This is a genomic window from Rhodopseudomonas sp., assembly GCF_013377015.1.
Classification (GTDB): domain Bacteria; phylum Pseudomonadota; class Alphaproteobacteria; order Rhizobiales; family Xanthobacteraceae; genus JARJEH01.
The window spans coordinates 326,390-349,263 of sequence record NZ_JACABA010000001.1 but is presented as its reverse complement, the minus strand read 5'-3'; the positions used below and the strand labels follow the sequence as shown (position 1 = coordinate 349,263).

Annotated in this window: 20 protein-coding genes; 12 read left to right on the top strand and 8 right to left on the bottom strand. The window is 64.2% G+C overall.

Going from position 1 to position 22,874, the window contains the following annotated elements:
* Positions 1 to 116: 116 nt before the first annotated feature.
* A complete protein-coding gene (galE, locus tag HXX15_RS01665) occupies positions 117 to 1,130 on the bottom strand; it encodes a UDP-glucose 4-epimerase GalE (protein ID WP_296511973.1) in 1,014 nt (337 codons plus the stop codon).
* Between the two features lie 198 nt (positions 1,131 to 1,328).
* Between galE and waaC the strand changes: the two genes are divergently transcribed.
* Positions 1,329 to 2,273, top strand: a complete 945-nt coding sequence (gene waaC, locus HXX15_RS01660; protein ID WP_296511970.1) for a lipopolysaccharide heptosyltransferase I — start codon at positions 1,329 to 1,331, stop codon at positions 2,271 to 2,273.
* Here the strand turns inward: waaC and HXX15_RS01655 are convergent.
* From HXX15_RS01655 to waaF, 3 genes are all read right to left on the bottom strand, one after another.
* Positions 2,270 to 2,806, bottom strand: coding sequence for an HAD family hydrolase (locus tag HXX15_RS01655; protein WP_296511968.1), 537 nt, complete (start codon positions 2,804 to 2,806; stop codon positions 2,270 to 2,272). The genes waaC and HXX15_RS01655 overlap by 4 nt on opposite strands.
* Positions 2,803 to 3,396, bottom strand: coding sequence for a D-sedoheptulose 7-phosphate isomerase (locus HXX15_RS01650; RefSeq protein ID WP_296511966.1), 594 nt, complete (start codon positions 3,394 to 3,396; stop codon positions 2,803 to 2,805). The genes HXX15_RS01655 and HXX15_RS01650 overlap by 4 nt, the downstream gene beginning before the upstream one ends.
* Before the next feature lie 67 nt (positions 3,397 to 3,463).
* On the bottom strand, positions 3,464 to 4,540 hold the full coding sequence (gene waaF, locus HXX15_RS01645) for a lipopolysaccharide heptosyltransferase II (RefSeq protein ID WP_296511963.1): 1,077 nt from the start codon (positions 4,538 to 4,540) through the stop codon (positions 3,464 to 3,466).
* Between the two features lie 193 nt (positions 4,541 to 4,733).
* Here waaF and rfaD point away from each other — a divergent pair, with 193 nt between their 5' ends.
* The 3 genes from rfaD to HXX15_RS01630 are packed head-to-tail and all read left to right on the top strand — an operon-like array spanning position 4,734 to position 9,178.
* Positions 4,734 to 5,714 carry an ADP-glyceromanno-heptose 6-epimerase gene (rfaD, locus tag HXX15_RS01640; protein WP_296511961.1) on the top strand — a complete coding sequence of 327 codons (981 nt, stop codon included), beginning with the start codon at positions 4,734 to 4,736 and terminating at the stop codon, positions 5,712 to 5,714.
* Between the two features lie 25 nt (positions 5,715 to 5,739).
* Entirely contained in the window at positions 5,740 to 7,212 is a 1,473-nt protein-coding gene (gene rfaE1 / locus HXX15_RS01635) for a D-glycero-beta-D-manno-heptose-7-phosphate kinase (protein WP_296511959.1), read from the top strand.
* Positions 7,213 to 7,243: 31 nt separating this feature from the next.
* On the top strand, positions 7,244 to 9,178 hold the full coding sequence (locus tag HXX15_RS01630; protein ID WP_296511957.1) for a nucleoside-diphosphate sugar epimerase/dehydratase: 1,935 nt from the start codon (positions 7,244 to 7,246) through the stop codon (positions 9,176 to 9,178).
* Here HXX15_RS01630 and HXX15_RS01625 read toward each other — a convergent pair.
* Positions 9,175 to 10,188 carry a glycosyltransferase family 4 protein gene (locus HXX15_RS01625; RefSeq protein ID WP_296511955.1) on the bottom strand — a complete coding sequence of 338 codons (1,014 nt, stop codon included), beginning with the start codon at positions 10,186 to 10,188 and terminating at the stop codon, positions 9,175 to 9,177. The two genes, HXX15_RS01630 and HXX15_RS01625, sit on opposite strands and share 4 nt — an antisense overlap.
* Before the next feature lie 241 nt (positions 10,189 to 10,429).
* Between HXX15_RS01625 and HXX15_RS01620 the strand changes: the two genes are divergently transcribed.
* From HXX15_RS01620 to murJ, 4 genes are all read left to right on the top strand, one after another.
* Complete coding sequence (locus tag HXX15_RS01620; RefSeq protein WP_296511952.1) at positions 10,430 to 11,413, top strand: NAD-dependent epimerase; 984 nt, start codon at positions 10,430 to 10,432, stop codon at positions 11,411 to 11,413.
* A 200-nt stretch (positions 11,414 to 11,613) separates the two neighbouring features.
* Positions 11,614 to 12,621: a Gfo/Idh/MocA family oxidoreductase gene (locus HXX15_RS01615; RefSeq protein WP_296511950.1), complete on the top strand. Its 1,008-nt coding sequence runs from the start codon at positions 11,614 to 11,616 to the stop codon at positions 12,619 to 12,621.
* 45 nt (positions 12,622 to 12,666) lie between these two features.
* Positions 12,667 to 13,818, top strand: a complete 1,152-nt coding sequence (locus HXX15_RS01610; RefSeq protein WP_296511948.1) for a DegT/DnrJ/EryC1/StrS family aminotransferase — start codon at positions 12,667 to 12,669, stop codon at positions 13,816 to 13,818.
* 43 nt (positions 13,819 to 13,861) lie between these two features.
* Complete coding sequence (murJ, locus tag HXX15_RS01605; RefSeq protein ID WP_296511946.1) at positions 13,862 to 15,391, top strand: murein biosynthesis integral membrane protein MurJ; 1,530 nt, start codon at positions 13,862 to 13,864, stop codon at positions 15,389 to 15,391.
* A 10-nt stretch (positions 15,392 to 15,401) separates the two neighbouring features.
* Here the strand turns inward: murJ and HXX15_RS01600 are convergent, their stop codons facing one another.
* Positions 15,402 to 17,210: a carbamoyltransferase C-terminal domain-containing protein gene (locus HXX15_RS01600; protein ID WP_296511943.1), complete on the bottom strand. Its 1,809-nt coding sequence runs from the start codon at positions 17,208 to 17,210 to the stop codon at positions 15,402 to 15,404.
* Positions 17,211 to 17,785: 575 nt separating this feature from the next.
* Between HXX15_RS01600 and HXX15_RS01595 the strand changes: the two genes are divergently transcribed.
* The 3 genes from HXX15_RS01595 to HXX15_RS01585 all read left to right on the top strand — a co-directional run bounded on the left by HXX15_RS01595 (position 17,786) and on the right by HXX15_RS01585 (position 20,991).
* Positions 17,786 to 17,974, top strand: coding sequence for a hypothetical protein (locus HXX15_RS01595; RefSeq protein WP_296511941.1), 189 nt, complete (start codon positions 17,786 to 17,788; stop codon positions 17,972 to 17,974).
* Positions 17,975 to 18,120: 146 nt separating this feature from the next.
* Positions 18,121 to 20,427 carry a xanthine dehydrogenase family protein molybdopterin-binding subunit gene (locus HXX15_RS01590; protein ID WP_296511939.1) on the top strand — a complete coding sequence of 769 codons (2,307 nt, stop codon included), beginning with the start codon at positions 18,121 to 18,123 and terminating at the stop codon, positions 20,425 to 20,427.
* Between the two features lie 114 nt (positions 20,428 to 20,541).
* Positions 20,542 to 20,991 (top strand): cytochrome c, encoded by a 450-nt coding sequence (locus HXX15_RS01585; RefSeq protein ID WP_296511938.1) that lies wholly within the window; start codon positions 20,542 to 20,544, stop codon positions 20,989 to 20,991.
* 91 nt (positions 20,992 to 21,082) lie between these two features.
* Here HXX15_RS01585 and HXX15_RS01580 read toward each other — a convergent pair whose 3' ends face one another.
* Positions 21,083 to 21,514, bottom strand: a complete 432-nt coding sequence (locus HXX15_RS01580) for a CHRD domain-containing protein (protein ID WP_296511936.1) — start codon at positions 21,512 to 21,514, stop codon at positions 21,083 to 21,085.
* A gap of 138 nt (positions 21,515 to 21,652) precedes the next feature.
* Here HXX15_RS01580 and HXX15_RS01575 point away from each other — a divergent pair, with 138 nt between their 5' ends.
* Positions 21,653 to 22,585, top strand: a complete 933-nt coding sequence (locus HXX15_RS01575) for a cytochrome c (protein ID WP_296511934.1) — start codon at positions 21,653 to 21,655, stop codon at positions 22,583 to 22,585.
* A 15-nt stretch (positions 22,586 to 22,600) separates the two neighbouring features.
* Here the strand turns inward: HXX15_RS01575 and HXX15_RS01570 are convergent, their stop codons facing one another.
* A complete protein-coding gene (locus HXX15_RS01570) occupies positions 22,601 to 22,846 on the bottom strand; it encodes an Lrp/AsnC ligand binding domain-containing protein (RefSeq protein ID WP_296511932.1) in 246 nt (81 codons plus the stop codon).
* Positions 22,847 to 22,874: the final 28 nt, after the last annotated feature.

Genomic DNA, 22,874 nt, shown 5'->3' with positions numbered 1-22,874 from the left:
CGCGTTCCATTGACGGCGCCGGGCGAGGATCCGCCAGCGCGTCAGGGTTGGCCTTTGACCGACTCCTTGCCCCCTATGGGCGGGTTTTTCAAGCCAAAACAAGTCGAAACACAGCCTCAGGCCGACATCGCCTGCGGTGCGCCGCCACCGCGCTGGCGCAGCAGCTTGTCTTCCCAGGCCAGCGCGTGAGCGGCGATGGTGTCCAGGTCGTCGAATTGCGGGGTCCAGTCCAGCGTTGCGCGAATCCGGCGAGTGTCCGCCACCATGGTCATGATATCGCCGGGCCGGCGGTCGGCGCACTGGACTGCAAAATTCCGGCCGGAAACGCGGCGCACCGCCTCGATGGTCTCGATTACCGAATAGCCGCGGCCGTAGCCGCAATTCAGCGTCACCGGACCACCACCGTCGCGCAGGTAGGACAACGCAGCGCCATGGGCCTGGGCAAGATCGCTGACATGGATGAAGTCTCGGATGCAGCTGCCGTCCGGCGTCGGATAGTCGGTGCCGAATACGTCGATCTTGTTGCGCTGGCCAGTAGCGGCCTCGACCGCAATCTTCAGCAAATGGGTGGCGCCCGCGGTCGACAGCCCGATCCGCGCCTGCGGATCGGCGCCGGCGACGTTGAAGTAGCGCAGCGCCACGTAGTTCATGCCGTGCGCCGCGGCTGTGTCGTGCAGCATGATTTCGCTCATCAGCTTCGAGCAGCCATAAGGCGACAGCGGCCGGGTCGGCGCCTCTTCCGGCACCGGTGTGTGGTCGGGATTGCCGTACACCGCGGCGGTCGACGAGAAGATGAAGCGCTTGACGCCGCTTTTGGTCGCCGCATTCAGCAGGTTTCGCGTGGTCATGGTGTTGTTGCGATAATAGGCCAGCGGATCGCGCATCGACTCCGACACGATGACGGAGCCCGCAAAATGGATGATGGCGTCAACGCCATGCGATGCGATCACCCCCTCGACCAAATTCTCGTCGCCCGCATCGCCGATGAACAGCGGAACGCCTTCGGGCAGTGACGAGGAAAAGCCGGTGGACAGATTATCGATCACCACGACGTTTTCGCCGGTCTCCGCCAGCGCCAAAACCGTATGACTTCCGATATAGCCGGCGCCGCCGGTGATGAGCACGGTCATGCTGATGAATCCCCCGTGAAAAGCCCGCAGGCCTGAGCCACCGCGGCGCCCGCAATTTCGTCGAGTTTGCCGGCGAACAATGGAGTTGCGGTATAGCGCCGTCGATCATCGGTTGGATTTCGGGCCTTCCTATGAGGGAATCGACATTATGGTTGCCAAACTGTAACGAGTTGCACTTCTCTGGCGGCCACGGCGTCGATGACAAGCATTCTTATTGTTAAGACCTCTTCGCTGGGCGACGTGGTGCATCAGATGCCTGCGATCACCGATGCCGCGCGTCATCGCCCCGACCTGCGGATGGCGTGGGTGGTGGAAGAGGCGTTCGCGCCGCTGGCGCAACTGCACCCGTCGATTGCGGAGGTGATTCCCGTGGCGACGCGGCGCTGGCGTTCGCAATTGGCGCAACGATCGACCTGGCGGGAAATGCTGGACTTCAAATCGCGGCTGCGTCGGGCACCATTCGACAAGGTGATCGATACGCAGGGGCTGATCCGCTCCGCGGTGATCGCCCGGGCCGCGCGAGGCGAGCGTCACGGCTATGATGCGGCCAGCATCCGCGAGCCGCTCGCCGCGCGGCTCTACGACGTCAATCATGCGGTGCGGCGCGATCTGCACGCGGTGACGCGCAATCGCCTACTGACAGGATTGGCGCTGGGCTATCAGCCGCCAGCCGAAGTCGACTACGGCTTGCTACGCCCGCAGCATTCGGAAGCTCCGCCTTACGCGGTGCTGCTGCACGGCACATCGCGGCCGACGAAGCAGTGGCGCGAACAGGATTGGGTCGAAGTTGGCCGCTGGATACAGCGGCAGGGACTTCAGGTGGTGCTCCCCTGGGGCACGGAGCCGGAGAGACTGCTCAGCGAGCGGCTCTCGCAGGCCATTGAGGGCAGCCGGGTTCTGGCGCGGCAGCGCCTCGACGCCACCGCGCAGGTGATCGCCAATGCCGCGCTGGTGATCGGCGTCGATACCGGACTGCTGCATCTGGCCGCCGCCTATCGGGTGCCGTTGCTGGCGATCTTTGTCAGCACCGATCCGGGCCTGACCGGCCCGGTCGGCAGCGGCACGATGGTGGTGCTGGGCGGCAAGGGCGGTGGGCCGTCGGCGCCGCAGGCGATCGCCGCGGCGGAACGGTTGCTGAACTAGACTTGCGCGTGCTCGGCGAGTACCTGCGCGACAAAGGTATCAAGGTCGCCGCCTTCGAACAGATAGCCGGGAATGCCTGCGGCATTGGCGGCGTCGAGATCGGTCTGCTTGTCGCCGATCAGAAAGCTGCTCTCCAGCGCGACCGGCCACGATTTGATCAGGTCGAGGATCATGCCCGGCTTCGGCTTGCGATGCTCGCTGTCGCGGCGATAGGCGGCGACCGTCGCGTTCGGATGATCGGGACAGAACCGCACGTCATCGATCCGCGCGTTCTGGCTGGCCAGTTCGGCGAGCATCCATCGGTGCAGGCCCTCGACGTCGGCCTCGCTGAACATTCCACGCGCCACGCCGGACTGGTTGGAGATGATGAAGACCAGATAGCCGGCCTCGTTGAGCCGACGGATCGCGCCCGCGACGCCCGGCATCCAGCGAATCCGCTCGCGCGTGCCGATGTAGTGATCGTCGTAATTGATCACGCCGTCGCGATCGAGAAACGCGGCAGGCTTGCGCGGCGTCAGGTCGTTCTGGCTCATGCTTTGGAATGCGCGCCGGTCAGCGCATGCTCGACCTGGTCGCAGATCGCGTGCGCGGCCATCAGGTGGATCTGCTGGATCACGGGGGTGTCGTCGCTCGGCACGATTAGCAGATGATCGCAATGCGCAGTCATCGCCGCGCCTTTGGTGCCGGTGAATCCGATCGTGATTAGGCCTTGCTCGCGGGCGATGCGCAGCGCGGCCAGGATGTTGGGCGATTTGCCCGAGGTCGAGAGACCCCAGAACACATCGCCGCGCTGGCCCAATCCTTGGACCTGGCGGGCGAAGACATGCTCGAAGCCGTAGTCGTTGGTGATCGCGGTCAGCGCCGAGGTGTCCGTAGTCAGCGCGATCGCCGGCCAGGCCCGCCGCTCCATCTTGTAGCGGCCGACGATTTCGGCGGCGATGTGCTGGGCATCCGCGGCGCTGCCACCATTGCCCGCGATCAGCAGCTTGCGGCCCTGGCGCAGCGCATCGACGGCGGCCGCGGCAATGGCATGCGTGGTGGCCAGCAAGGCGCGGTCTTCCGCGGCCAAGGTCAGCGCGGCAAGCGAGTTGCGGAAATGGGCGGCAATCGGATCGTTGCTCACGTCGCACCTGAAACATGAATCTGGCTGGCACTGGTAAAGCGCAGGGCAAGCGCGTGCAAGCCGGAGACTAATGCGCCGGGTTCAGCCCTGCGGCCTGTAGCGCGCGAAACGCCGCATCGGTGACGTCTGCCACCGGAATGTCCCGCATGCAGCGGTGATGCAGCATCCGGCAGGTCGGCTTGTGGCAGGGGCGGCAGGGAACGTCGGTCTTGGTTTCGATCACGGCTGCGATCGGATTCAGTGGCGCGTAATGCCAGGGGCTGGTCGGTCCGAAGATGCCGATGGTCGGCGTGCCGATCGCCGCGGCGACGTGGAGCAGACCGGAATCGTTGGAAATCACCAGATTGGCTGCCGCCAGCGCCAGAATGCCATTGCGCAGGTCGGTTCCGGTCAGGTCGCGGACCCGCTGGCCGGCCGCGGCTGCGATCTCGGTCGCCTGTGCCGTCTCGCCCGGGCCGCCGATGATCCAGACGTCAAACCCGCGCTCGGCCAGCACGCGCGCTGCCTCGGTGTAAGAAGTCCAGCGTTTCGATGGCCCGACCGCGCCCGGCGCCAGCGCCACCGCGGTAGAGTCGCCGAGGCCGTTCGCCTGCCGCCAGGCGGCGATCTCGGTGGCCGGCACAACGAGTTGCGGCGCCGGCCAGTCCATCGGCAGCTCGATCCCGGCCGGTAGCGCCAATGCGGCGCAGCGGTCCACCATCCGGGGCAGGGCCTTCTCGCCGCGGCGCCAGTCGTTCAGCATCCCGATCCGGAACTCGCCGAAAAAGCCGGTCCGGTTCGGAATTCCGGCAAGAAACGGGGCAATGGTGGCCTTGAAAGTGCGGGGCATCACCAACGCGTCGCCATAATGCTGTTCGCGCAGCTTGGCCGCGAGCGCCCGTTGCTGGGCAACGGCGATCTGGCTGCGCGGCAGGTCCCAGACGATGCCTTGGCGGACCCCTGGCATGTAATCGAGCAGCGGCGCGCACAGCGTCGTGGTCAGGACATCGACCGGGCGCTGCGGCCAACGATCTTTCAGCACCCGAACCACCGTATGGCAGCGGACGAAATCCCCGATCCACATATAGGGGATCAGCAGAACCGGGCTGGTCAGGGAGCGGTCGGCGGCGGTCGCCAGGCGGGATTGTAATGAAGTGTAATTCATTATTTAGTCTGGTTGGGCCTGTCGCAGCGCCAGGCCGGCTGTGAGACAAGCCGGTTAGCGCCTGCGCCGTCCTTCGTCCAGCCGGGATTTCGGCGCGAGCGCCCGGTCCGGTTGCATCTGCCGGCAGACTTCAAGTTGCCTGCCGAACCGGACTGGGGCAAAGGTGGCACCGCACAATCGAGGCGGGGATCTTATGCTGCTGGTGACCGGGGGAGCCGGTTTTATCGGATCGAACGTCGTGGCCGCGTTGAACGACGCCGGCCGCGCGGACGTCGTCGTCTGCGACGTGCTGGGCCATGACGGCAAATGGCGCAACCTCGCCAAGCGTCAGCTTGCTGATCTTGTGCCGCCGACTGAGTTGATGGACTGGCTGAAGGGACGCCGGCTCGACGCCGTCGTCCATCTCGGCGCGATTTCGGAAACAACCGCGACCGACGGCGATCTGGTGATCGAAACTAATTTCCGGCTGTCGATGCGGCTGCTGGATTGGTGCACCACCAATGCGACGCCGTTGATCTATGCCTCGTCGGCGTCGACCTATGGTGACGGCGCGCAGGGCTTTCAGGACGATCCCTCGCTGCAGGCGATGAAAGCGCTGCGGCCGATGAACCTGTACGGCTGGAGCAAGCATCTGTTCGATCTGGCGGTGGCCGAACGTGCCGCGCGCGGCGAGAAGCTGCCGCCGCAATGGGCCGGGCTGAAATTCTTCAACGTGTTCGGCCCCAACGAGTACCACAAGGGCTCGATGATGAGCGTGCTGGCCAAGCGCTTCGACGACATCAAGTCCGGTCAGGTCGTGCAACTGTTCAAGTCGCATCGCGAGGGCATTGCTGACGGCGATCAGCGCCGCGACTTCATCTATGTCGATGACGTGGTGCGGGTGATGATCTGGCTGCTGGCGACGCCGTCGGTCAGTGGCATCTTCAACGTCGGAACCGGCCATGCCCGCAGCTTTCGCGACCTGATCCTGGCGGCGTATTCCGCGCTCGGCAGCCGACCGAATATCGAATACATCGACATGCCCCAGCAGATTCGCGGCAGCTACCAGTACTTCACGCAAAGCGAAGGCGATCGGTTGCGGAGCGCTGGATATAACGGCGGCTTCACGCCGCTCGACGACGCGGTCGACGCCTACGTCAAGGGCTTCCTCGACTCGGCCGACCGGTTCCGATGAGCGTGCCACAACATTATGGGTTTTGATGTTCGATTTTGATGCCCTGTCGCAAGCGATCGCCCGCCAGACCGTGCTTTGCGTCGGCGATCTGATGCTCGACGAATTCGTCTACGGCGAAGTATCGCGGATATCTCCGGAAGCGCCGGCGCCGGTGATCGCGGTTCAGCGCAGCGAAATCAATATCGGCGGCGCCGGCAATGTGGCGCGTAACGTCGCAGCGCTCGGTGCGCGCTGTATCTTCGTCGGCCTGATCGGCGACGACGCCGCCGGCAAGGCACTGGCCGCGGAGCTGGCGAAAGAGCGCCTGATCGAACCGGTGCTGGTGCGCGATTCGTCGCGGCCGACCACCCGCAAGGTGCGGTTCGTTTCCGAACATTTTTCCACGCATATGCTGCGCGCCGACTGGGAGACCGCAACCGCCGCGTCCGGCGAGATCGAACGGCAGCTGCTCGACGCGATCCTGCCGCAGCTTGCGCGCGCCGATATCGTGCTGCTGTCCGACTACGCCAAGGGCGTTTTGACGACCGGAGTGATCGGCGGCGTCATCGCGGCGGCGCGCCAACTCGGCAAACGCGTGATCGTCGACCCGAAGAACGCCAATTTCGCGATCTATCGCGGCGCCACGCTGCTGACGCCGAACCGCAAGGAATTCTCCGAGGCGACCCGCAGCGAGGCCAATAGCGAAGCCGAAATCGCGGGCGCGGCACACGACGCAATCAGGATCGCGGATTGCGACGCGATGCTGGTGACACAGAGCGAACACGGCATGACGCTGGTCACCCGCGACGGCGATTCGATTCACGTGCCGGCGCTGCCGGTCAAGGTGCGCGACGTCTCCGGCGCCGGCGATACGGTCGCCGCGGTGCTGGCGGTGGTGCTTGCGGCGGGCGCGGATTGGGAAGCCGCGATGCGCATGGCGAGCGCGGCGGCGGCGGTCGCGGTCAGCAAGAATGGCACCGCGGTGGTGACCCCGGCCGAGTTGCGGCGAAAGATTCTGCCGCACGCCTTCCTGGCCGCCGAGGAAAAGATCGTCTCGACCCCGGAACAACTCGAGGACCAGCTTGCAAATTGGCGCAAGCAGGGGCTTCGGGTCGGTTTCACCAACGGCTGCTTCGACATTCTGCACCCCGGCCATGTCAAGGTGCTGACCGCGGCGCGTGGCGCCTGCGACCGGCTGATCGTCGGGCTCAACAGCGACGCCTCGGTGCAGCGTCTCAAGGGTGAGGGGCGGCCGGTGCAGAATGAGCGCGCGCGCGCCGAAGTGTTGGCCGCGCTGGAGGCCGTCGACCTCGTCGTGATCTTCGATGAGGATACGCCGCTCGAGCTGATCACCCGGATCGAACCGAGCGTCCTGGTCAAGGGCGGCGATTACACTCGCGAACAGGTCGTCGGCCACGAGATCGTCGCGGCGAATGGCGGCGAGGTACTGCTGGTCGATGTACTGCCCGGGTTCAGCACGACCTTGCTGGTCGCACGCGCACGCGAGGGGCAGACATGAACGCACACACGTCCTTACGGTGGCCGGCGCCATGATGACCCGGATCTCCTCGTTCACCTATCGAAACTGGCTGATCGCGATCCACGACGCGGGCGTGACCGCCATCGCCGTCGTGCTCAGCTTCTTCCTGCGCTTCGATGGCGAAAACCTGCTCGACCGGCTGCCGCTACTGTTGAAGATCTTGCCCTACTTCGTCGTGTTCAGCTTCTTCGTCTGCTACGCGTTCCAGCTGACTACCACGAAATGGCGGTTCATATCGATTCCGGATCTTCTGAACATCTTGCGGGCCGCGAGCGTTCTGACCGTCGCGTTGTTGGTGCTCGACTACATTTTTCTCGCGCCGAATGTCTACGGCACGTTCTTCCTCGGCAAGACCACGATCGTGATCTATTGGTTCCTCGAGGTGTTTTCCCTCTCCGGATCGCGGCTCGCGTATCGGTATTTTCGCTACACCCGAACGCGCAACCAGGCCCGCGCGATGGATGCCGCGCCGACCTTGCTGATCGGCCGCGCCGCCGATGTCGAAGTGTTCCTGCGTGGCATCGAGAGTGGCGCGGTGAAGCGGCTCTGGCCGGCGGGGATCCTGTCGCCGGCGGCGTCCGATCGTGGCCAAACCATTCGCGGCATCCCGGTGCTCGGTGGGATCGACGACCTGCCGAATGTCGTCGCCGACTTCGCGGGGCGCGACAAGCCGATCGAACGGGTGGTGATGACGCCGTCGGCGTTCGAGGCCGATGCGCAGCCGGAATCGGTGCTGATGCGCGCGCGCAAACTCGGCCTCTCCGTCAGCCGGCTGCCGTCGCTGGAAGAGAGTCGGGATACGCCGCGGCTGGCTCCGGTCGCGGTGGAAGACCTGCTGTTGCGGCCCAGCGTCAAGATCGATTATGCCCGGCTCGAGGGGCTGCTCAGGGGTAAGTCGATCGTCGTTACCGGCGGTGGTGGCTCGATCGGCTACGAGATATGCGACCGTGTCACAACCTTCGGCGCCGCGCGCTTGCTGGTGATTGAGAACTCCGAGCCGGCGCTGCATGCCGCGATGGAGAAACTATCAGCCAAGGTGACCGACACCGCCGTTGACGGCCATATTGCCGACATCCGCGATCGCGAGCGGATTTTTCAGCTGATGGCGGAATTCAAGCCCGACATCGTGTTCCATGCCGCCGCGCTGAAGCACGTGCCGATCCTCGAGCGCGACTGGGGCGAGGGTGTCAAGACCAACATCTTCGGCTCCGTCAATGTCGCCGACGCCGCCAGCGCCGCCAGCGCCGAGGCCATGGTGATGATCTCGACCGACAAGGCGATCGAGCCGGTCTCGATGCTCGGTCTGACCAAGCGGTTCGCCGAAATGTATTGCCAGGGCATGGACCGCGAAATGATGGCGGGTGCCGACGGCAAGCCGCCGATGCGGCTGATCTCGGTCCGTTTTGGCAACGTGCTGGCCTCGAACGGATCGGTGGTGCCGAAATTCAAGGCGCAGATCGAAGCCGGCGGCCCGGTGACGGTGACCCATCCGGATATGGTGCGTTACTTCATGACCATCCGCGAAGCCTGCGATCTGGTGATCACCGCCGCCACCCACGCGCTCAATCCCCAGCATTCGCAAGCTTCGGTGTTCGTGTTGAGCATGGGCCAGCCGGTCAAGATCGTGGATCTCGCCGAGCGCATGATTCGCCTTTCGGGCCTGCAGCCCGGCTACGATATCGACATCGTATTCACGGGAATCCGGCCCGGCGAACGCCTCAACGAGATCCTGTTCGCCAAGCAGGAGCCGTTCACCGAAATCGGAATTGCCGGAATCGTGGCCGCGCGGCCCAACGAATTGCCGCTCGACAAGTTGCGAAAGTGGCTCACCGCCTTGGAGACCGCCATAGCGGACCGGCATCACGAGGACGTCGTCGCAATTCTGAAGGATGCGATTCCGGAATATCAGGCGGACGAGGCGGCGCTGACGCTCCGGGCGCCCTAACGGCGCGGCCGCGAAAATTGCACCAGCAACAACGCCACGGTTGCGGCGCCACACGCCAGCGCAACGAGGTCTGCCGCCGTTGAACGCAGCATGATCGAGGTCCCCGCCAGGATCACCAGAGCCAGGTTGGTGGCGAGCACCCGACTGACGACTTCAAGCACGGAGAATCCGTTGTCGGTCGCCCGCTGATAGAAATGCGTCCGGTGGGCGAGCCAGACCGGTTCGCGGTTCAGCAGCCGGCGGACCAGCGTCAATGATGCATCGGCCAGATAGTAAAGCGGCAGCAACAAGGCGGCCGCGAGATGATGGCGCAGCGCCAGTTCCAACAGACACCAACCCACCAGCAAGCCGATCGGCAGGCTGCCGACGTCGCCGAGGAATACTTTTGCGATCGGTCGATTGAAGGGTGCGAAGCCGAGTATGGCGCCGCACAGCGCCGCAGCCACGATGGTCGCGGATGGCGGCAGTTCGCCGAACAGGCCAAGTGCGGTCAGCGCGCCGGTGATCGGCGCGATCTCGACCACGGTCATCCAGTCCAGCCCGTCCATGAAGTTCACGAGGTTGATGAACCACAGACCGGCGGTGAACAGAATCGCGCGTTCGATCCACTGCGGACCAATCGGAAGCAGCCGAAGGTCGCCGGGAATCGCGATCATCACCGCGCCGACCGCCAGCGCCTGCAGTGCAAGCCGTGGTACAATTGGAATCGATCGGACGTCATCGGCGGCTCCGACCAGCGCGATCATCACCGTCGCGCCGAACAACGTTGCAGGAAAGCTGGCTTCGACCGGCGATATGAACGCAATGATTCCGCCTGCCACCGAGAGCGTCGCGATCATGACGGCAATTCCGGCGCCCTGCGGGGTGGGCAGCCGGTGCGACGATCGCGCATTTGGCCGCGCCAGCGCATAGCGCGCCAGCAGCGGCATGATCACCCACGTCACCACGGCACAGATGATCGCTGCGAGCGCGATGGTGGCCAGCGACGCGAGGAAATCGGGGGCGGTCATGTCACTCCCTATAGGGGATTTTGCGCACGCCCGTGGCTAGGTTCGCGAATATCGGTGCGTTTGACAACGATGGTGCTCTGGAATCCGGTTAGGTGCCACGTGCCGCCTTGGTATGGTTTCGGAGCCAATCCTGCAATAGCGCCGCAATCGGGTCTTGCGGCGCCCGCGAACCGACGGCTAAACAGGCGCGGTCTTAATCCGTCAGGAGCGCAGCGCGCCTCCGGGCTTCGCTGAGGGCGAGATGTCGAATCACGCGATACTGGTCACGGGGGCGGCTGGGTTTATCGGATTCCACGTCGCGCGCGAATTGCTGGACGCGGGACGCGACGTCGTCGGGTTCGACAATATCAACGACTATTACGATCCCGCGCTCAAGCACGCCCGACTGGCGATTCTGCGCGCGAATCCGCGGTTCAGTTTCGTCCACGCCGATCTCGCGGACCGCGCGGCGGTCGCCGCGCTGTTCGCGAACAACCGGTTTGCGGTGGTGATTCACCTCGCGGCGCAGGCCGGCGTGCGGTATTCGATCAGCAATCCTCACGCCTATGCCGACGCTAATCTCGAGGGTTTCGTCAACGTGCTGGAGGGCTGCCGCCACAACGGCTGCTGCCATTTGTTGTATGCGTCGTCGTCGTCGGTCTACGGCGCCAATTCCAAGCTGCCGTTTTCGGTTGACGACCGAACTGATCATCCGATCAGCCTGTACGCCGCGACCAAGAAGGCGAACGAAGTGATGGCGCATTCCTACAGCCATCTGTTCGGTCTGCCGACCACGGGGCTGCGGTTCTTCACCATCTACGGGCCGTGGTATCGGCCCGACATGGCGATCTTCCTATTCGCCAAGGCGATCGTCGATGGCGCGCCGATCAAGCTGTTCAACCATGGTCGGATGCGCCGCGATTTCACCTACATCGCCGACGTGACCCGCGTGGTGCTGCGCCTGATCGATCGTGTTCCTGACGTCGTCGCCGGGGCGGCGCCGGCGCGGATCTACAACGTCGGTAACCACCGGCCGGAAGAGTTGATGCACGTGGTCGGGCTGCTGGAGCGCGAGCTCGGCCGCGAGGCGGTGAAGGAGATGTTGCCGATGCAGCCCGGAGATGTTCCGGAAACCTTCGCCGACATCGACGATCTGGTCCGCGATGTAGGCTTCAAGCCGGAGACCGCGATCGAGGACGGTATTCGCAATTTTGTCGCATGGTACCGTGGCCATTACCAGGTTTGAAGCCGCAGGTTGCGCTGGTTCGGCCGCCATCGGCAGTTGTTTCGGTGCGACGGCGGTTGTTGCGTCCGATTGGCATCGCGGGGCGTGCGGATCAGTGTAATTCTTTGAATCAAAACGTGTTTGGGTGGATTGGCGGGGCATTCGCCTCATTTGTGGCGGCGTGCTAGTAAGCCTCAACGAAATTTCGAGGTTTTGATCTCATGAGTTCCAGCAAGACAGACTTGGGCAAGACATCCGCGCTTCGGGTCGGCGTAATCGGGGCCGGCGTCATGGGCACCAACCATGGGCGGGTGTTGGCCGGATTGCCCGGCGTGACGCTGGTCGGAATCGTTGATCCGTTGGCCGAGCACCGCGATCGCGCTGTCGAATTGATCCACTGCCAGACCTTCGCGACGCTCGACGAACTGCTGTTGGCCGGCATCGACGCGGTGACAATCGCGGCGCCGACCCATCTTCATCACGAAATCGCTCTCGCCTGTATCGCACGCGGCATTCATGTACTGGTCGAAAAGCCGATCGCGTCCACGGTGCAGGAGGGACTCGACATCGTCACCGCCGCCCGTCGCGCCGGCGTGACGCTGATGGTCGGTCATGTCGAGCGCTTCAATCCGGCGGTCGCCGCGATCAAGCACGCAATCCGGGACGAGGACATCCTCTCGATTGCCATCACCCGGGTCGGACCGTTTCCGCCGCGGATGTCCAATGTCGGCGTGGTGATCGATCTGGCGGTGCACGACATCGACCTGATCCGCTGGTTCACCGAATCCGAAATCGTCGACGTGCAGCCGCAGCTCTCCAGCGCCGTCGCTGAGCGCGAGGACATCGCGTTGCTGCAATTCCGTACCGCTTCCGGCGTGCTGGCGCATATCAACACCAACTGGCTGACGCCATTCAAGGCCCGCAACGTCACGGTGGCGACCCGCGGCAAATATGTGCAGGGCGATCTGTTGACCCGTCAGGTGACCGAGTGCTTCGGGTTCAAGCCGGACGGCAGCTACTCGATGCGGCATCTGCCGGTCGGGCACGACGAGCCGCTGCGTGCCGAGCTGATTTCCTTCATTAATGCGGTCCGGTCCGGCGGCATTCCGGCGGTGACCGGCGAGGAGGGTGTCGCCAGTCTTGAGATCGCGATCCAGTGTCTTGAGGCACCGGCGACGCCCGCGGCCGAGGCCTCCTCACGCAAGGCGCCGCGCCGCGTGGTGGGCTAGGACGATCACGCCGTACTTTTCACACGTTAAATCCAGCAAGGCTCCATGAATCAGCATCTGCGTTCTGACCCGGTTCCCTTCATCGATCTTGCCGCCCAGCGCCGCCGGCTCGGCCAATCCATCGACGACGCAGTCGGCCGCGTGCTCGCGCACTGCCAGTTCATCAATGGTCCCGAAGTGACGCAGCTCGAGGCCGCGCTTGCGGCATACTCCGGCGCCAAGCATGTGGTCAGCTGCGCCAGCGGCACCGATGCCTTGCAGATGGTGCTGATGGCCAAGGGCGTTGGCCCCGGCGATGCGGTGTTCTGCCCGTCGTTCACCTTCTGCGCGACCGGCGGCGCTGTGGCGCTGGCTGGGGCCACGCCGGTGTTCGTCGACGTCGATGCCGTGACCTTCAACATGGACGCGGATTCGCTGAAGCGCGGCATCGTCACCGCTAGGCAGCTCGGCCTGAGGCCGAAGGCCGTCATCCCGGTCGATCTGTTCGGCCAGCCCGCCGATCATGAGACGATCGGCGTGATCGCCGCAGCCGAGGGCCTGTTTGTGCTCGCCGACGCCGCGCAGGCGTTCGGCGCTACCTACAAGGGCAAGCGTCTCGGTACCCTGGCGCTTGCAACCACGACGAGTTTCTTTCCGGCCAAGCCGCTCGGCTGCTTTGGCGATGGCGGCGCGATCTTGACCGACGACGACCAACTTGCGGCCGATCTGCGCAGCATCCGCGTCCATGGCCAGGGCTCCGACAAATACGACAACGTCCGGCTCGGTTTCACCGGCCGCCTCGATACCATCCAGGCCGCGGTGCTACTCGAGAAACTGAAGATCTTCGACGACGAGATCGCTGCGCGCAACAAGGTGGCGGATCGCTATGCGGGCGGCCTTGGCAATATCGTCACCGTGCCGCGCGTCGCCCAGGGTAATTCGTCGATCTGGGCCTGCTACACCATCCGGCTGCCCGCGGGCACCGACCGCGACGCGTTCGCTGCCGCGCTGAAGGCGCAGGGCGTTCCGACCGCGATCTATTATGCGAAATCGATGCACCAGCAGACCGCGTATCGAGCGTTCCCGGTCGTCGACGGCGGCCTGCCGGTTTGTGAAATGCTTTCGCAGGACGTGATCAGCCTGCCGGTGCACGCCTATCTCGACGAGCCGACGCAGCAGCGGATCATCGAGGCGGTGCGCGGCGCGTTGGCGGCCTGATTTGGAGGTTTTGCGCAATCGCCGCATGCTGTAGAAGCCGCTGATGCTGAAACGCATTTTCACCGTCGGCGGCTTTACCCTGCTGTCCAGGCTGACCGGATTCGCTCGCGACATCATGCTGGCGGCGATTCTCGGCGCCGGGCCGGTGGCGGACGCGTTCTTCGTGGCGTTGCGGCTGCCCAACCATTTCCGCGCGATCTTCGCCGAGGGCGCCTTCAACGCCGCCTTCGTGCCGGCCTACGCCCATGTCAGCGGCGAGCGCGGCGGAGCTGCGGCGCGGCTGTTCGCCGACCGCATCTTCACCGTGCTGTTCGCGTCGCAACTGGTGCTGCTGGTCGCGGCGCTGCTGTTCATGCCGCAAATGATGAGCATCCTGGCGCCGGGATTTTCCGACGATCCGGCGCAGCGTACGCTGGCGATCGAACTGACCCGGATCACCTTTCCCTATCTGCTGCTGATCACGCTGGTGACGCTGTATGGCGGCATGCTCAATGTGATGCAGCGTTTCGCCAGCGCCGCCGCGGCGTCGATCTTCCTCAACATCTCGATGATGGCGACGCTGGCGCTGGCGGCGTTCTTCCCCAGCGCCGGGCACGCCGCCGCCTGGGGCGTGCTGATCTCCGGCTTCCTGCAATACGTCCTGCTCGCGGGCGATCTGTCACGCCACGGCGGGTTGCCGCGGTTTGCGCCGCTCAAGCTCGATCAGGACGTCCGCGCGTTCTTTCGCGCGCTGGGGCCGGCGACGCTGGGCTCGATGGGCACCCAGGTGGCGTTGTTCGCCGACACCATCATCGCGACCTTCCTGCCGGCCGGGGCGCTGTCGGCGCTGTACTACGCCGACCGGCTCAACCAACTGCCGATCGGGGTGATCGGCATCGCCATCGGCACCGTGCTGCTGCCGGAAATGTCGCGGCAACTCACCGCCGGCGACGATATCGGCGCCAAAGCGTCGCAGCGACGGGCGTTCGAATTCACGCTGCTGTTCTCGGTGCCGTTCGTGGCGGCGTTCCTCACCGTGCCGGACGTAATCATGCGGGCGATGTTCGCGCGCGGGGCGTTCACCAAAGCCGACGCCGTCTCGGCGGGCGCGACGCTCGCCGCTTATGCGATCGCGCTGGTGCCGTTCGTGCTGATCCGCAGCGCAGTGGCGCCGTTCTATGCCCGTAAAAACACCGCGACGCCGGTGAAGGCGGCGCTGACCGGCGTCGCCGTCAACGTCGCGCTGAAGGTGGCGCTGGTGGGATCGCTGGCCCAGGTCGGATTGGCGCTCGCCACCGCGGTCGGGGCTTGGATCAACCTGTTGCTGGTGATTGGCTTCGCGGTGCGGGCCGGGTATCTCGAACTCGATCGCCTGCTGCTGCGCTCGGTCGGCAAGTTCGTGCTGTCCGGCGTCATTCTGGGCGCGACGCTGTGGGGCACGGCGTTGTTGGCAGCGTCGTATCTCGCGGCGTTGAGCAGGCTGCGCGATGAGTCGATGCTGGCGCTGCTGATCGTGGTCGGCGCGCTGGTTTATGGCTTGACGATTCTGCTGCTGTTCGGCCGCGGCTGGCTCAGGTCGCTGGTGCGCGGCTGACCATCGCCGCTCACGCCCGCGCGGTCGACATCACCAAGCTTGCGACGTCCATATAGACATCCAGCACCGGCGCCACGAATCGGTGCAGCTTGTTCTTCGACACCAGGGTGTCGTGCATGACCAGATGGTCGATCCCGGTGGTGAGGAAGCAGGCCATCGCGTCGCGCGGGGTCTCGACGATCGGCTCGCCCTTGACGTTGAACGAGGTGTTGACCAGCACCGGCACGCCGGTCAGGGCCTCGAACTCCTTCAACAGCCGATACAGCATCGGTGCGGTGTCTTCGCTCACCGTCTGGATCCGCGCTGTGCCGTCGACATGGACGACCGCCGGGATCTTGTCGCGCCATTCCGGGCGGACAGTCTTGGCCATCAGCATGAACGGCGAGTTCCCCCTGCCTTCGAATATCTCATCGGCCCGCTCGGCCAGCACGATCGGAGCGAACGGCCGGAACGGCTGGCGATGCTTAACCCGGCTGTTGAGAATATCCTTCATTTCCGGCTGGCGCGGGTCGGCGAGCAGGCTGCGATTGCCGAGCGCGCGCGGCCCGAATTCCGAACCGGCCTGGAACCAGCCGATGACCTTCTGGTCCGCCAGCAGTTTGGCAGTGTCGGCGCAGATATTGTCGCTGCGCACCACGTCGATCTGGACCTTGACCAGCATCTTCTCGGTGGCCGCCTTGATGTCGGCTTCGGGATAGCTCTTGCCCAGATAAGCGTGCTTCATCTCGAAGGCGCGCGGCTTGCCCTGGACCACGAGGTGACCGTAATAGGCGCAGCCGATCGCAATGCCGTCGTCGCCCGCGGCGGGCTGAATCCAGACGTTCTCGAATCCGGCCTCGCGTGCGAGTCGGCCGTTGGCGACGCAGTTCAGCGCCACGCCGCCGGCAATGCAGAGGTTCTTCGCGCCGGTGGTTTCGCGCAGCCAGCGCGCCCGCGCCAGCAGCACCTTTTCGGTATCGTCCTGCACGCGCCAGGCCATGTCCTCCCAGTGCCGCATCGAGGCGCTGTCTTCCCACTTGCCCGGGCTGTCCATGATGTAGGGCTGGTTGAATTCCGGCGTCCAGCGCGGCACGGTCAAGATGTTGTCGACAATCTCCATCAGCGGCTTGATCTGCTCGCGCCGGCCGTAGGGCGCAAGCCCCATCAGCTCGCCGCACTTGTTCCAGTCGCCGAAGACGTAGCTGGAGGCGCGGCTGTACAGCGCGCCGAGGCCCGGCATGTTGTAGAACTCGTCGCTGAGGAAGCCGCGGTCGGGCTCCATCCAGACCTTTTTCAGGCATTCGAGCTTGGTGCCGCTGAACTTGTAATAGCTCTCGGATTCGCGCGCGAGCGGCGACGCGGTGTCGGTGGCCGGAAAGGTCTCGTCGACGTCGGAGCGGTAGCTCCCGACGCCGTCGACGATCATCACCACACCTTCGTCGAATGGCGAGACCGCGAACGCGCTGTAGGCGTGCGCCAGATGGTGCGAGATCGTCACGATCTTGTTGGAGTTGGCCCGAAACCAGGGATGCTTGAAGGCGTCGCCGCGTTCATACTCCGGCAGAAACCCCGGCATGTCCTGATAAACCAGCCGATCTTCCATCTCCGGCACCGGCAGGATGTAGCAATTGCGGACCACCAGATCGATGTCGTCCAGAGTGATGCCCTCGGCCTCGAGGCAATAGTCGATCGCCCGCTTGTAAAAGCCACTGGCGTGTTTTTCCCGCGTGATGCGTTCTTTCATGATGCCGAATGCAATCTCGCCGTCGCGCAGCAGGCAGGCGCTGACGTCGTGATCATAAGTGTTCAAACCGAGGACATAAGTGTGCTGTTTGGACATTGGCCGTTTTCTGAAGGAGAGTTCCCGGCCACGCTGGGTGGAGAAGCTGTCGCCGGGCCGCGGAGGATCCACGCAAGATGCAAGATGTCGGTGCGATTGTGTCGATATTCAATTGTTCCCCAATATAGCGATTGGCCGGTGCTTGAACATATCTTTGGTTCCGATGCTGAACGACGGGGCGTGCGGCGCGGAAGACCATCGCTGCGCCAGCATATAGTGCGGTGCAAACACGGTAGGATTTTCGCGTTCAGGGGAGTGTGCGCTAGCTCACAATCATTCACTGCTTGACCGAAACCGTTGCTTGATCATAATCTTTTCGACGGCCACGAACCAAGTCGCTATTAATTTCGACCCATATGAGGCGCCCTGACATTTTCACGGCTTGATCGGTGAGAATATTTGTCGGCGTCGATGCTCAACAAGACCGGGAGAATCCTAGATGGCTCAGAATGTTCCCAAGGCCCGACGCAGCGTCGTGACGCGATGTCTCGCCGCCTTGGCGTTGACTTGCATTTATTGCTTCAGCCTCGTCGGCACGTCGGCACTGTTTTTGGCAGCGACCACCACGAAGGCTGATGCCCAACGTGGTCGTGGTCGCGGCGGTGGTCGCGGTCGGGGCGGTGGCTGGGATCGTGGTCGTGGTCGTGGTCGTGGTCGTGGTCGCGGTTGGGGCGGTGGCTGCGTCTTCAATCCGGTGTTTGGCCGGGTGGTTTGCTATTGATCTTCGCTCGCCGACCGTCGACGGTAAGATCGTGACAATCTGAAACAAGAACAAGGTGCATCGGGGATCCGGTGCACCTTTTTCATTGCGGGCGGCGATTGGCATCGGTCTGCGACCAATGCGAACGGTTTGCGCCGGCTCCCGATCCGCTGCAAGATAGCCGAAACCAGCAAGGTAACCGGAGATCCGATGGCTCCCATCAAGTTCGGCGTTGGCCAAAGCGTCCTGCGCAAGGAAGACGATGCGCTGATTCGCGGCAAAGGCCGTTACACCGATGATCACGCGCCGCAGGCAGCAGCGCACGCGCTGATGCTGCGCTCGCCGCACGCGCACGCGAAATTCAGCCTGGACGCCACGGCCGCGCGCAGCCTGCCTGGCGTGCTCGCGATCCTGACCGCCGTCGACGTCAAGCATCTTGGCGGCCTGCCATGTCTGTTCAACCTGCCGGACAACCCGTTCACCGGTCCGGAATATCCGATCCTGGCCAGCGACGAGGTTCGCCACGTCGGCGACGCGGTGGCGTTTGTGGTGGCGCAGACGCTGCCGCAGGCGCGGGACGCGCTGGAGGCAATCGCGGTGGAATGGACGCCGCTGCCCGCGGCGGTCGGTGCCGCCAATGCGGTGAAGCCGGGCGCGCCGCAGGTCTGGCCGGATCATGCCGGCAACGTGCTGTTCGACGTGCCGATCGGCGACAAGAAGGCCGTCGATGCGGTGTTCGCCAAGGCCCACGCGGTGGCCGAAATCAGGATCGTCAATCCGCGCATCATCACCAACTACATGGAAACCCGCGCGGCGGTCTGCGAATACGACGCCAAGCGCGATCATCTGACGCTGACGATCGGCAGCCAGGGCAGCCACCGGCTGCGCGATATCCTGTGCCAGAACGTGCTGAAGATTCCGGTCGAGAATATGCGGGTGATCTGCCCCGACGTCGGCGGCGGTTTCGGCACCAAGCTGTTTCCGTACCGCGAATACGCGCTGATTGCGGTGGCCGCCAAGAAGCTGCGCAGGACGATCCGCTGGACCGCGGACCGCGCCGATCATTTCGTTGGTGACGCCCAGGGCCGCGACAACGTCACCACCGCGCGGATGGCGCTGGCCGAGGACGGCAAATTTCTTGCCATGGACGTCGACCTGATCGGCGACATGGGCGCGTATCTGTCGACCTTCGGCCCCTACATTCCGCACGGCGGCGCCGGCATGTTGCCGGGACTGTACGACATCCAGACATTCCATTGCCGGGTGCGCACAGTGTTCACCAACACCGTGCCGGTCGACGCCTATCGCGGCGCCGGCCGCCCCGAAGCCGCCTATGTGGTCGAGCGCCTGGTCGATGCGGCGGCGCGCAAGCTCGGGATGATGCCGGACGCGATCCGGCGCAAGAATTTCATCGCGCCGCGGGCGATGCCGTACAAGACCGCCACCGGCAAGGTCTACGATTCCGGCGATTTCGCCGCGCACCTGAAGCGGGCGATGGAGATTGGAAACTGGAAGGAGTTTCCCAAGCGTGCCAAGGCGGCGAAGAAGCTCGGCGTGGTGCGTGGCATCGGGTTGGCCTCCTATGTCGAAGTCTGCGGCACGATGGGCGAGGAGACCGCCAATGTCGCGCTCGACCCCAATGGCGATGTCACTATCCTGATCGGCACCCAGTCGAGCGGGCAGGGCCACCAGACCGCCTATGCGCAGCTGATCGCCGAACAGTTCGGACTGGCGCCGGAGCGTGTCCACATCCTGCAGGGTGACACCGACAAGATCGCCACCGGGCTCGGCACCGGCGGGTCGGCATCGATTCCGTCCGGCGGCGTCAGCGTCCAGCGCGCGACCCGCAAGCTCGGCGCCAGCCTCAAGGAGATCGCCGCCGATGCGCTGGAAACCAGCGCGGCCGATCTGGAGATCAGCGACGGCACGGTGCGGATCGCGGGCACCGACCGCGCGATCTCCTTCGCCGATCTCGCCAAGCGTCCCGGCGTCGATCCGGCGAAGCTGAACGCCAGCGAAAAATTCTCCAGCGCCGATGGCACCTTCCCGAACGGCACCCATCTGGTGGAAGTCGAGATCGACCCCGCCACCGGCAAGATCGCGATCGTCAACTACGTCATCGTCGACGATTTCGGTGTGACGCTGAATCCGCTGCTGCTCGCCGGCCAGGTCCATGGCGGCACGATGCAGGGCATCGGCCAGGCCCTGATGGAGCGGGCGTATTACGACCCGGAGGACGGCCAGCTGGTCACTGGGACGTTCATGGACTACGCGGTGCCGCGCGCCGCAGACGGTACGCCGATCACTTTCGAGACCCACAATGTGCCGTGTAAAACCAACCCGCTCGGCGTCAAGGGCGCGGGCGAGGCCGGCGCGATCGGCTCGTGTCCGGCGGTGGTCAATGCCATCATCGACGGTCTGTATCGCGAATACAGGATCGACCACATCGACATGCCGGCGACACCCGAACGGGTGTGGATGGCGATCCGCGAGCACGAGCGTCAGCATCGGCTGTGACAAGGTGACGCCGCGCCACGGGAATACCTCTGTGGCATCGGGGTTAATTGCTAAGCTGGAAAATGGCGTGCGAGGGCATGGTGCCCGCCGCCATCGTCAGCACGGAGTGGATGGATGCTATTCAGAGGTGTTCTCGCCGGAGCATTGTTGCTCAGTGCCGGCGCGGTGATGGCGCAGCAGGATCTTGCCGTTCAGCAAGACAATCTGATGCGGACTCAAGCGAAATACCTCTACGGGGTGATCTCCCGCACCGTCAGGGGCCAGTCTCCCTACGATCAGGCGGCGATCGACGCCGCGCTCGTTCAACTCGAAGAGAGTGTCGGCAAGATCGCGACCGTGTTCGCGGTCAATCCCAAGGAAGACGTGTTCGGCGGGGACTACGGCTCGTCGCCAAAGATCTGGCAGAACAAAGCTGATTTTGATTCCAAGATTCCGCCGGTCACCAAGGCGATCAACGACGCCAAGGGCAAGATCAAGGACGTCGCCAGCCTCAAAGCCGCCTACACCGAGATCAACGATCGCTGCAACGATTGCCACGAGACTTACCGCCTCAAATTGAGGTAGCGGCAGACCGGACAAGCCACATTTAGGTAGGACGAAAAGGGGACGAACGCGGAACGTTCGCCCCCGAGAATTCTGCTTACACCAGGCCGACTTACTTGGTGACTTGGCCGCGGATTTCGCCGCCCTTATTGGCTTCGGTATGGATGTTGACGTAGTATTTGCCTGCCATCAGGTCGGCGGCCTGCGCATCCGTCAGGGTGGCGGAGCCTTCAGCCGGGCTCTTGGCAATATCCGGGATCGGCACGGCGACGCCGGCATTCTTGCCGGCTTCAGCCGGGCCATGGAAATGCGCGGCGGTTGCGGGGCCGGTCAGGCCGGAATATGTCACTTTCCAGCTCAGCATCTTGGACGCGGTGTCGTAATTGACGTCGGCAGTGCCCTTGCCGGCGGTGGTATTGGGGGGCACTTCGGATGCGCCGTTAAGGGTCGCCTTCATCGCCATCTTGTCGGCCAAGGCCGGACCGGCCGCGATCATGATGGCACCGAGCGCGATCGCGCCGGCAATCTTCCTGGTCTTTGACATGGTCTTCTCCCTGTTGGTGTTCTGCTCGTGACGACTGCTAACAATGTCGCGCGGGGAATATTCCCGCGGGGCACTCGAAACGCGCAAATTGTCGCCTGATTTGCATCGGCGACCCAGCGCAATAACGACGGATTGAATGTGGCGAGAAACCTTGTTCTGGCGGTCAGTGTTGTCGCTATCGTCGGCGTCGCCGCGTTCTGGTGGTTGACCGCCCCGCTGACGATAGCCCAAATGCAACTCCCACCGCGCCTCTCGGTTCCGGCGAAGGGACTGACGGTCTTCAACGCCGCAGGCTGTTCGTCCTGCCACGCCACCCTGGGGCAACCCGACCGCACCAAGCTGGGCGGCGGTCTGGCGATTCCGTCGCCCTTCGGCACCTTTCACGTGCCGAATATTTCGCCCGACCCGGTGGATGGCATCGGTCGCTGGAGCGAGGCCGATTTCGTCACCGCGGTGATCGAGGGCACTTCTCCCGCCGGCGCCCATTACTACCCCGCGTTCCCCTATGGTTCCTACCAGCACGCCCGGCTGGACGACATCCGCGACCTGTTCGCCTACCTGAAGACTTTGCCGGCGGTGTCCGGCCGGGCGCCTGGCCATGAGTTGCCGTTCCCGTTCAACATCCGCCGCGCCGTCGGGATATGGAAGCTGCTGTTTCTCGACGGCAAGCCGTTCACGCCGGATCCCGGACGCTCCTCGCAATGGAATCGCGGAGCCTATCTGGTCAACAGTCTCGGCCATTGCGCCGAATGCCACAGCCCGCGCAATGGCCTCGGCGGCATTGTCGAAGCACAACGCTTTGCCGGCGGTCCCAATCCGGAAGGCGAGGGCTGGGTGCCGAACATCACCCAGAAGGGCCTGAAGGACTGGAGCGAGGAGGATCTCGCCTACTTCCTTGAGACCGGAACCACGCCGAATAATGACAGCGCTGGCGGCTCGATGGCGCGGGTGATCCGCAACACCTCGCAATTGAGCGCTGCGGATCGCGCGGCGATGGCGGCCTATCTCAAATCGCTGCCTGCGGTCGATGGACCGCCGCGCCCGCCGCGACCGCCGCGCAAGAACGGCTAAATGCGTCAGCGGCGCTTACCGCGACCCGAACGCCTTGAAGGTGATGATGGTGTGGGTGTCCTGGATCCCAGGGATGACCTGGATCTTCTCGTTGATGAAATGGCCGATGTCGGTGTCGCGATCGACGTAGAATTTCACCAGCAGATCGTAGTCGCCCGCCGTCGAATAGATCTCAGACGCGATCTCGGCCTCGGCGATCGCGTTCGCGACCGCATAGGACTGGCCGAGCTTGCATTTGAACTGCACGAAGAAGGGAACCATCGCTGTATCTCCGGGGGTCTTGCGTTGA

Excerpts from the sequence above, each read along its gene's own strand:
- galE (WP_296511973.1), bottom strand. The coding sequence starts at position 1,130 with ATGACCGTGCTCATCACCGGCGGCGCCGGCTATATCGGAAGTCATACG.
- waaC (WP_296511970.1), top strand. The coding sequence starts at position 1,329 with ATGACAAGCATTCTTATTGTTAAGACCTCTTCGCTGGGCGACGTGGTG.
- HXX15_RS01655 (WP_296511968.1), bottom strand. The coding sequence starts at position 2,806 with ATGAGCCAGAACGACCTGACGCCGCGCAAGCCTGCCGCGTTTCTCGAT.
- waaF (WP_296511963.1), bottom strand. The coding sequence starts at position 4,540 with ATGAATTACACTTCATTACAATCCCGCCTGGCGACCGCCGCCGACCGC.
- rfaD (WP_296511961.1), top strand. The coding sequence starts at position 4,734 with ATGCTGCTGGTGACCGGGGGAGCCGGTTTTATCGGATCGAACGTCGTG.
- rfaE1 (WP_296511959.1), top strand. The coding sequence starts at position 5,740 with ATGTTCGATTTTGATGCCCTGTCGCAAGCGATCGCCCGCCAGACCGTG.
- HXX15_RS01630 (WP_296511957.1), top strand. The coding sequence starts at position 7,244 with ATGATGACCCGGATCTCCTCGTTCACCTATCGAAACTGGCTGATCGCG.
- HXX15_RS01625 (WP_296511955.1), bottom strand. The coding sequence starts at position 10,188 with ATGACCGCCCCCGATTTCCTCGCGTCGCTGGCCACCATCGCGCTCGCA.
- HXX15_RS01620 (WP_296511952.1), top strand. The coding sequence starts at position 10,430 with ATGTCGAATCACGCGATACTGGTCACGGGGGCGGCTGGGTTTATCGGA.
- HXX15_RS01615 (WP_296511950.1), top strand. The coding sequence starts at position 11,614 with ATGAGTTCCAGCAAGACAGACTTGGGCAAGACATCCGCGCTTCGGGTC.
- HXX15_RS01610 (WP_296511948.1), top strand. The coding sequence starts at position 12,667 with ATGAATCAGCATCTGCGTTCTGACCCGGTTCCCTTCATCGATCTTGCC.
- murJ (WP_296511946.1), top strand. The coding sequence starts at position 13,862 with ATGCTGAAACGCATTTTCACCGTCGGCGGCTTTACCCTGCTGTCCAGG.
- HXX15_RS01600 (WP_296511943.1), bottom strand. The coding sequence starts at position 17,210 with ATGTCCAAACAGCACACTTATGTCCTCGGTTTGAACACTTATGATCAC.
- HXX15_RS01595 (WP_296511941.1), top strand. The coding sequence starts at position 17,786 with ATGCCCAACGTGGTCGTGGTCGCGGCGGTGGTCGCGGTCGGGGCGGTG.
- HXX15_RS01590 (WP_296511939.1), top strand. The coding sequence starts at position 18,121 with ATGGCTCCCATCAAGTTCGGCGTTGGCCAAAGCGTCCTGCGCAAGGAA.
- HXX15_RS01585 (WP_296511938.1), top strand. The coding sequence starts at position 20,542 with ATGCTATTCAGAGGTGTTCTCGCCGGAGCATTGTTGCTCAGTGCCGGC.
- HXX15_RS01580 (WP_296511936.1), bottom strand. The coding sequence starts at position 21,514 with ATGTCAAAGACCAGGAAGATTGCCGGCGCGATCGCGCTCGGTGCCATC.
- HXX15_RS01570 (WP_296511932.1), bottom strand. The coding sequence starts at position 22,846 with ATGGTTCCCTTCTTCGTGCAGTTCAAATGCAAGCTCGGCCAGTCCTAT.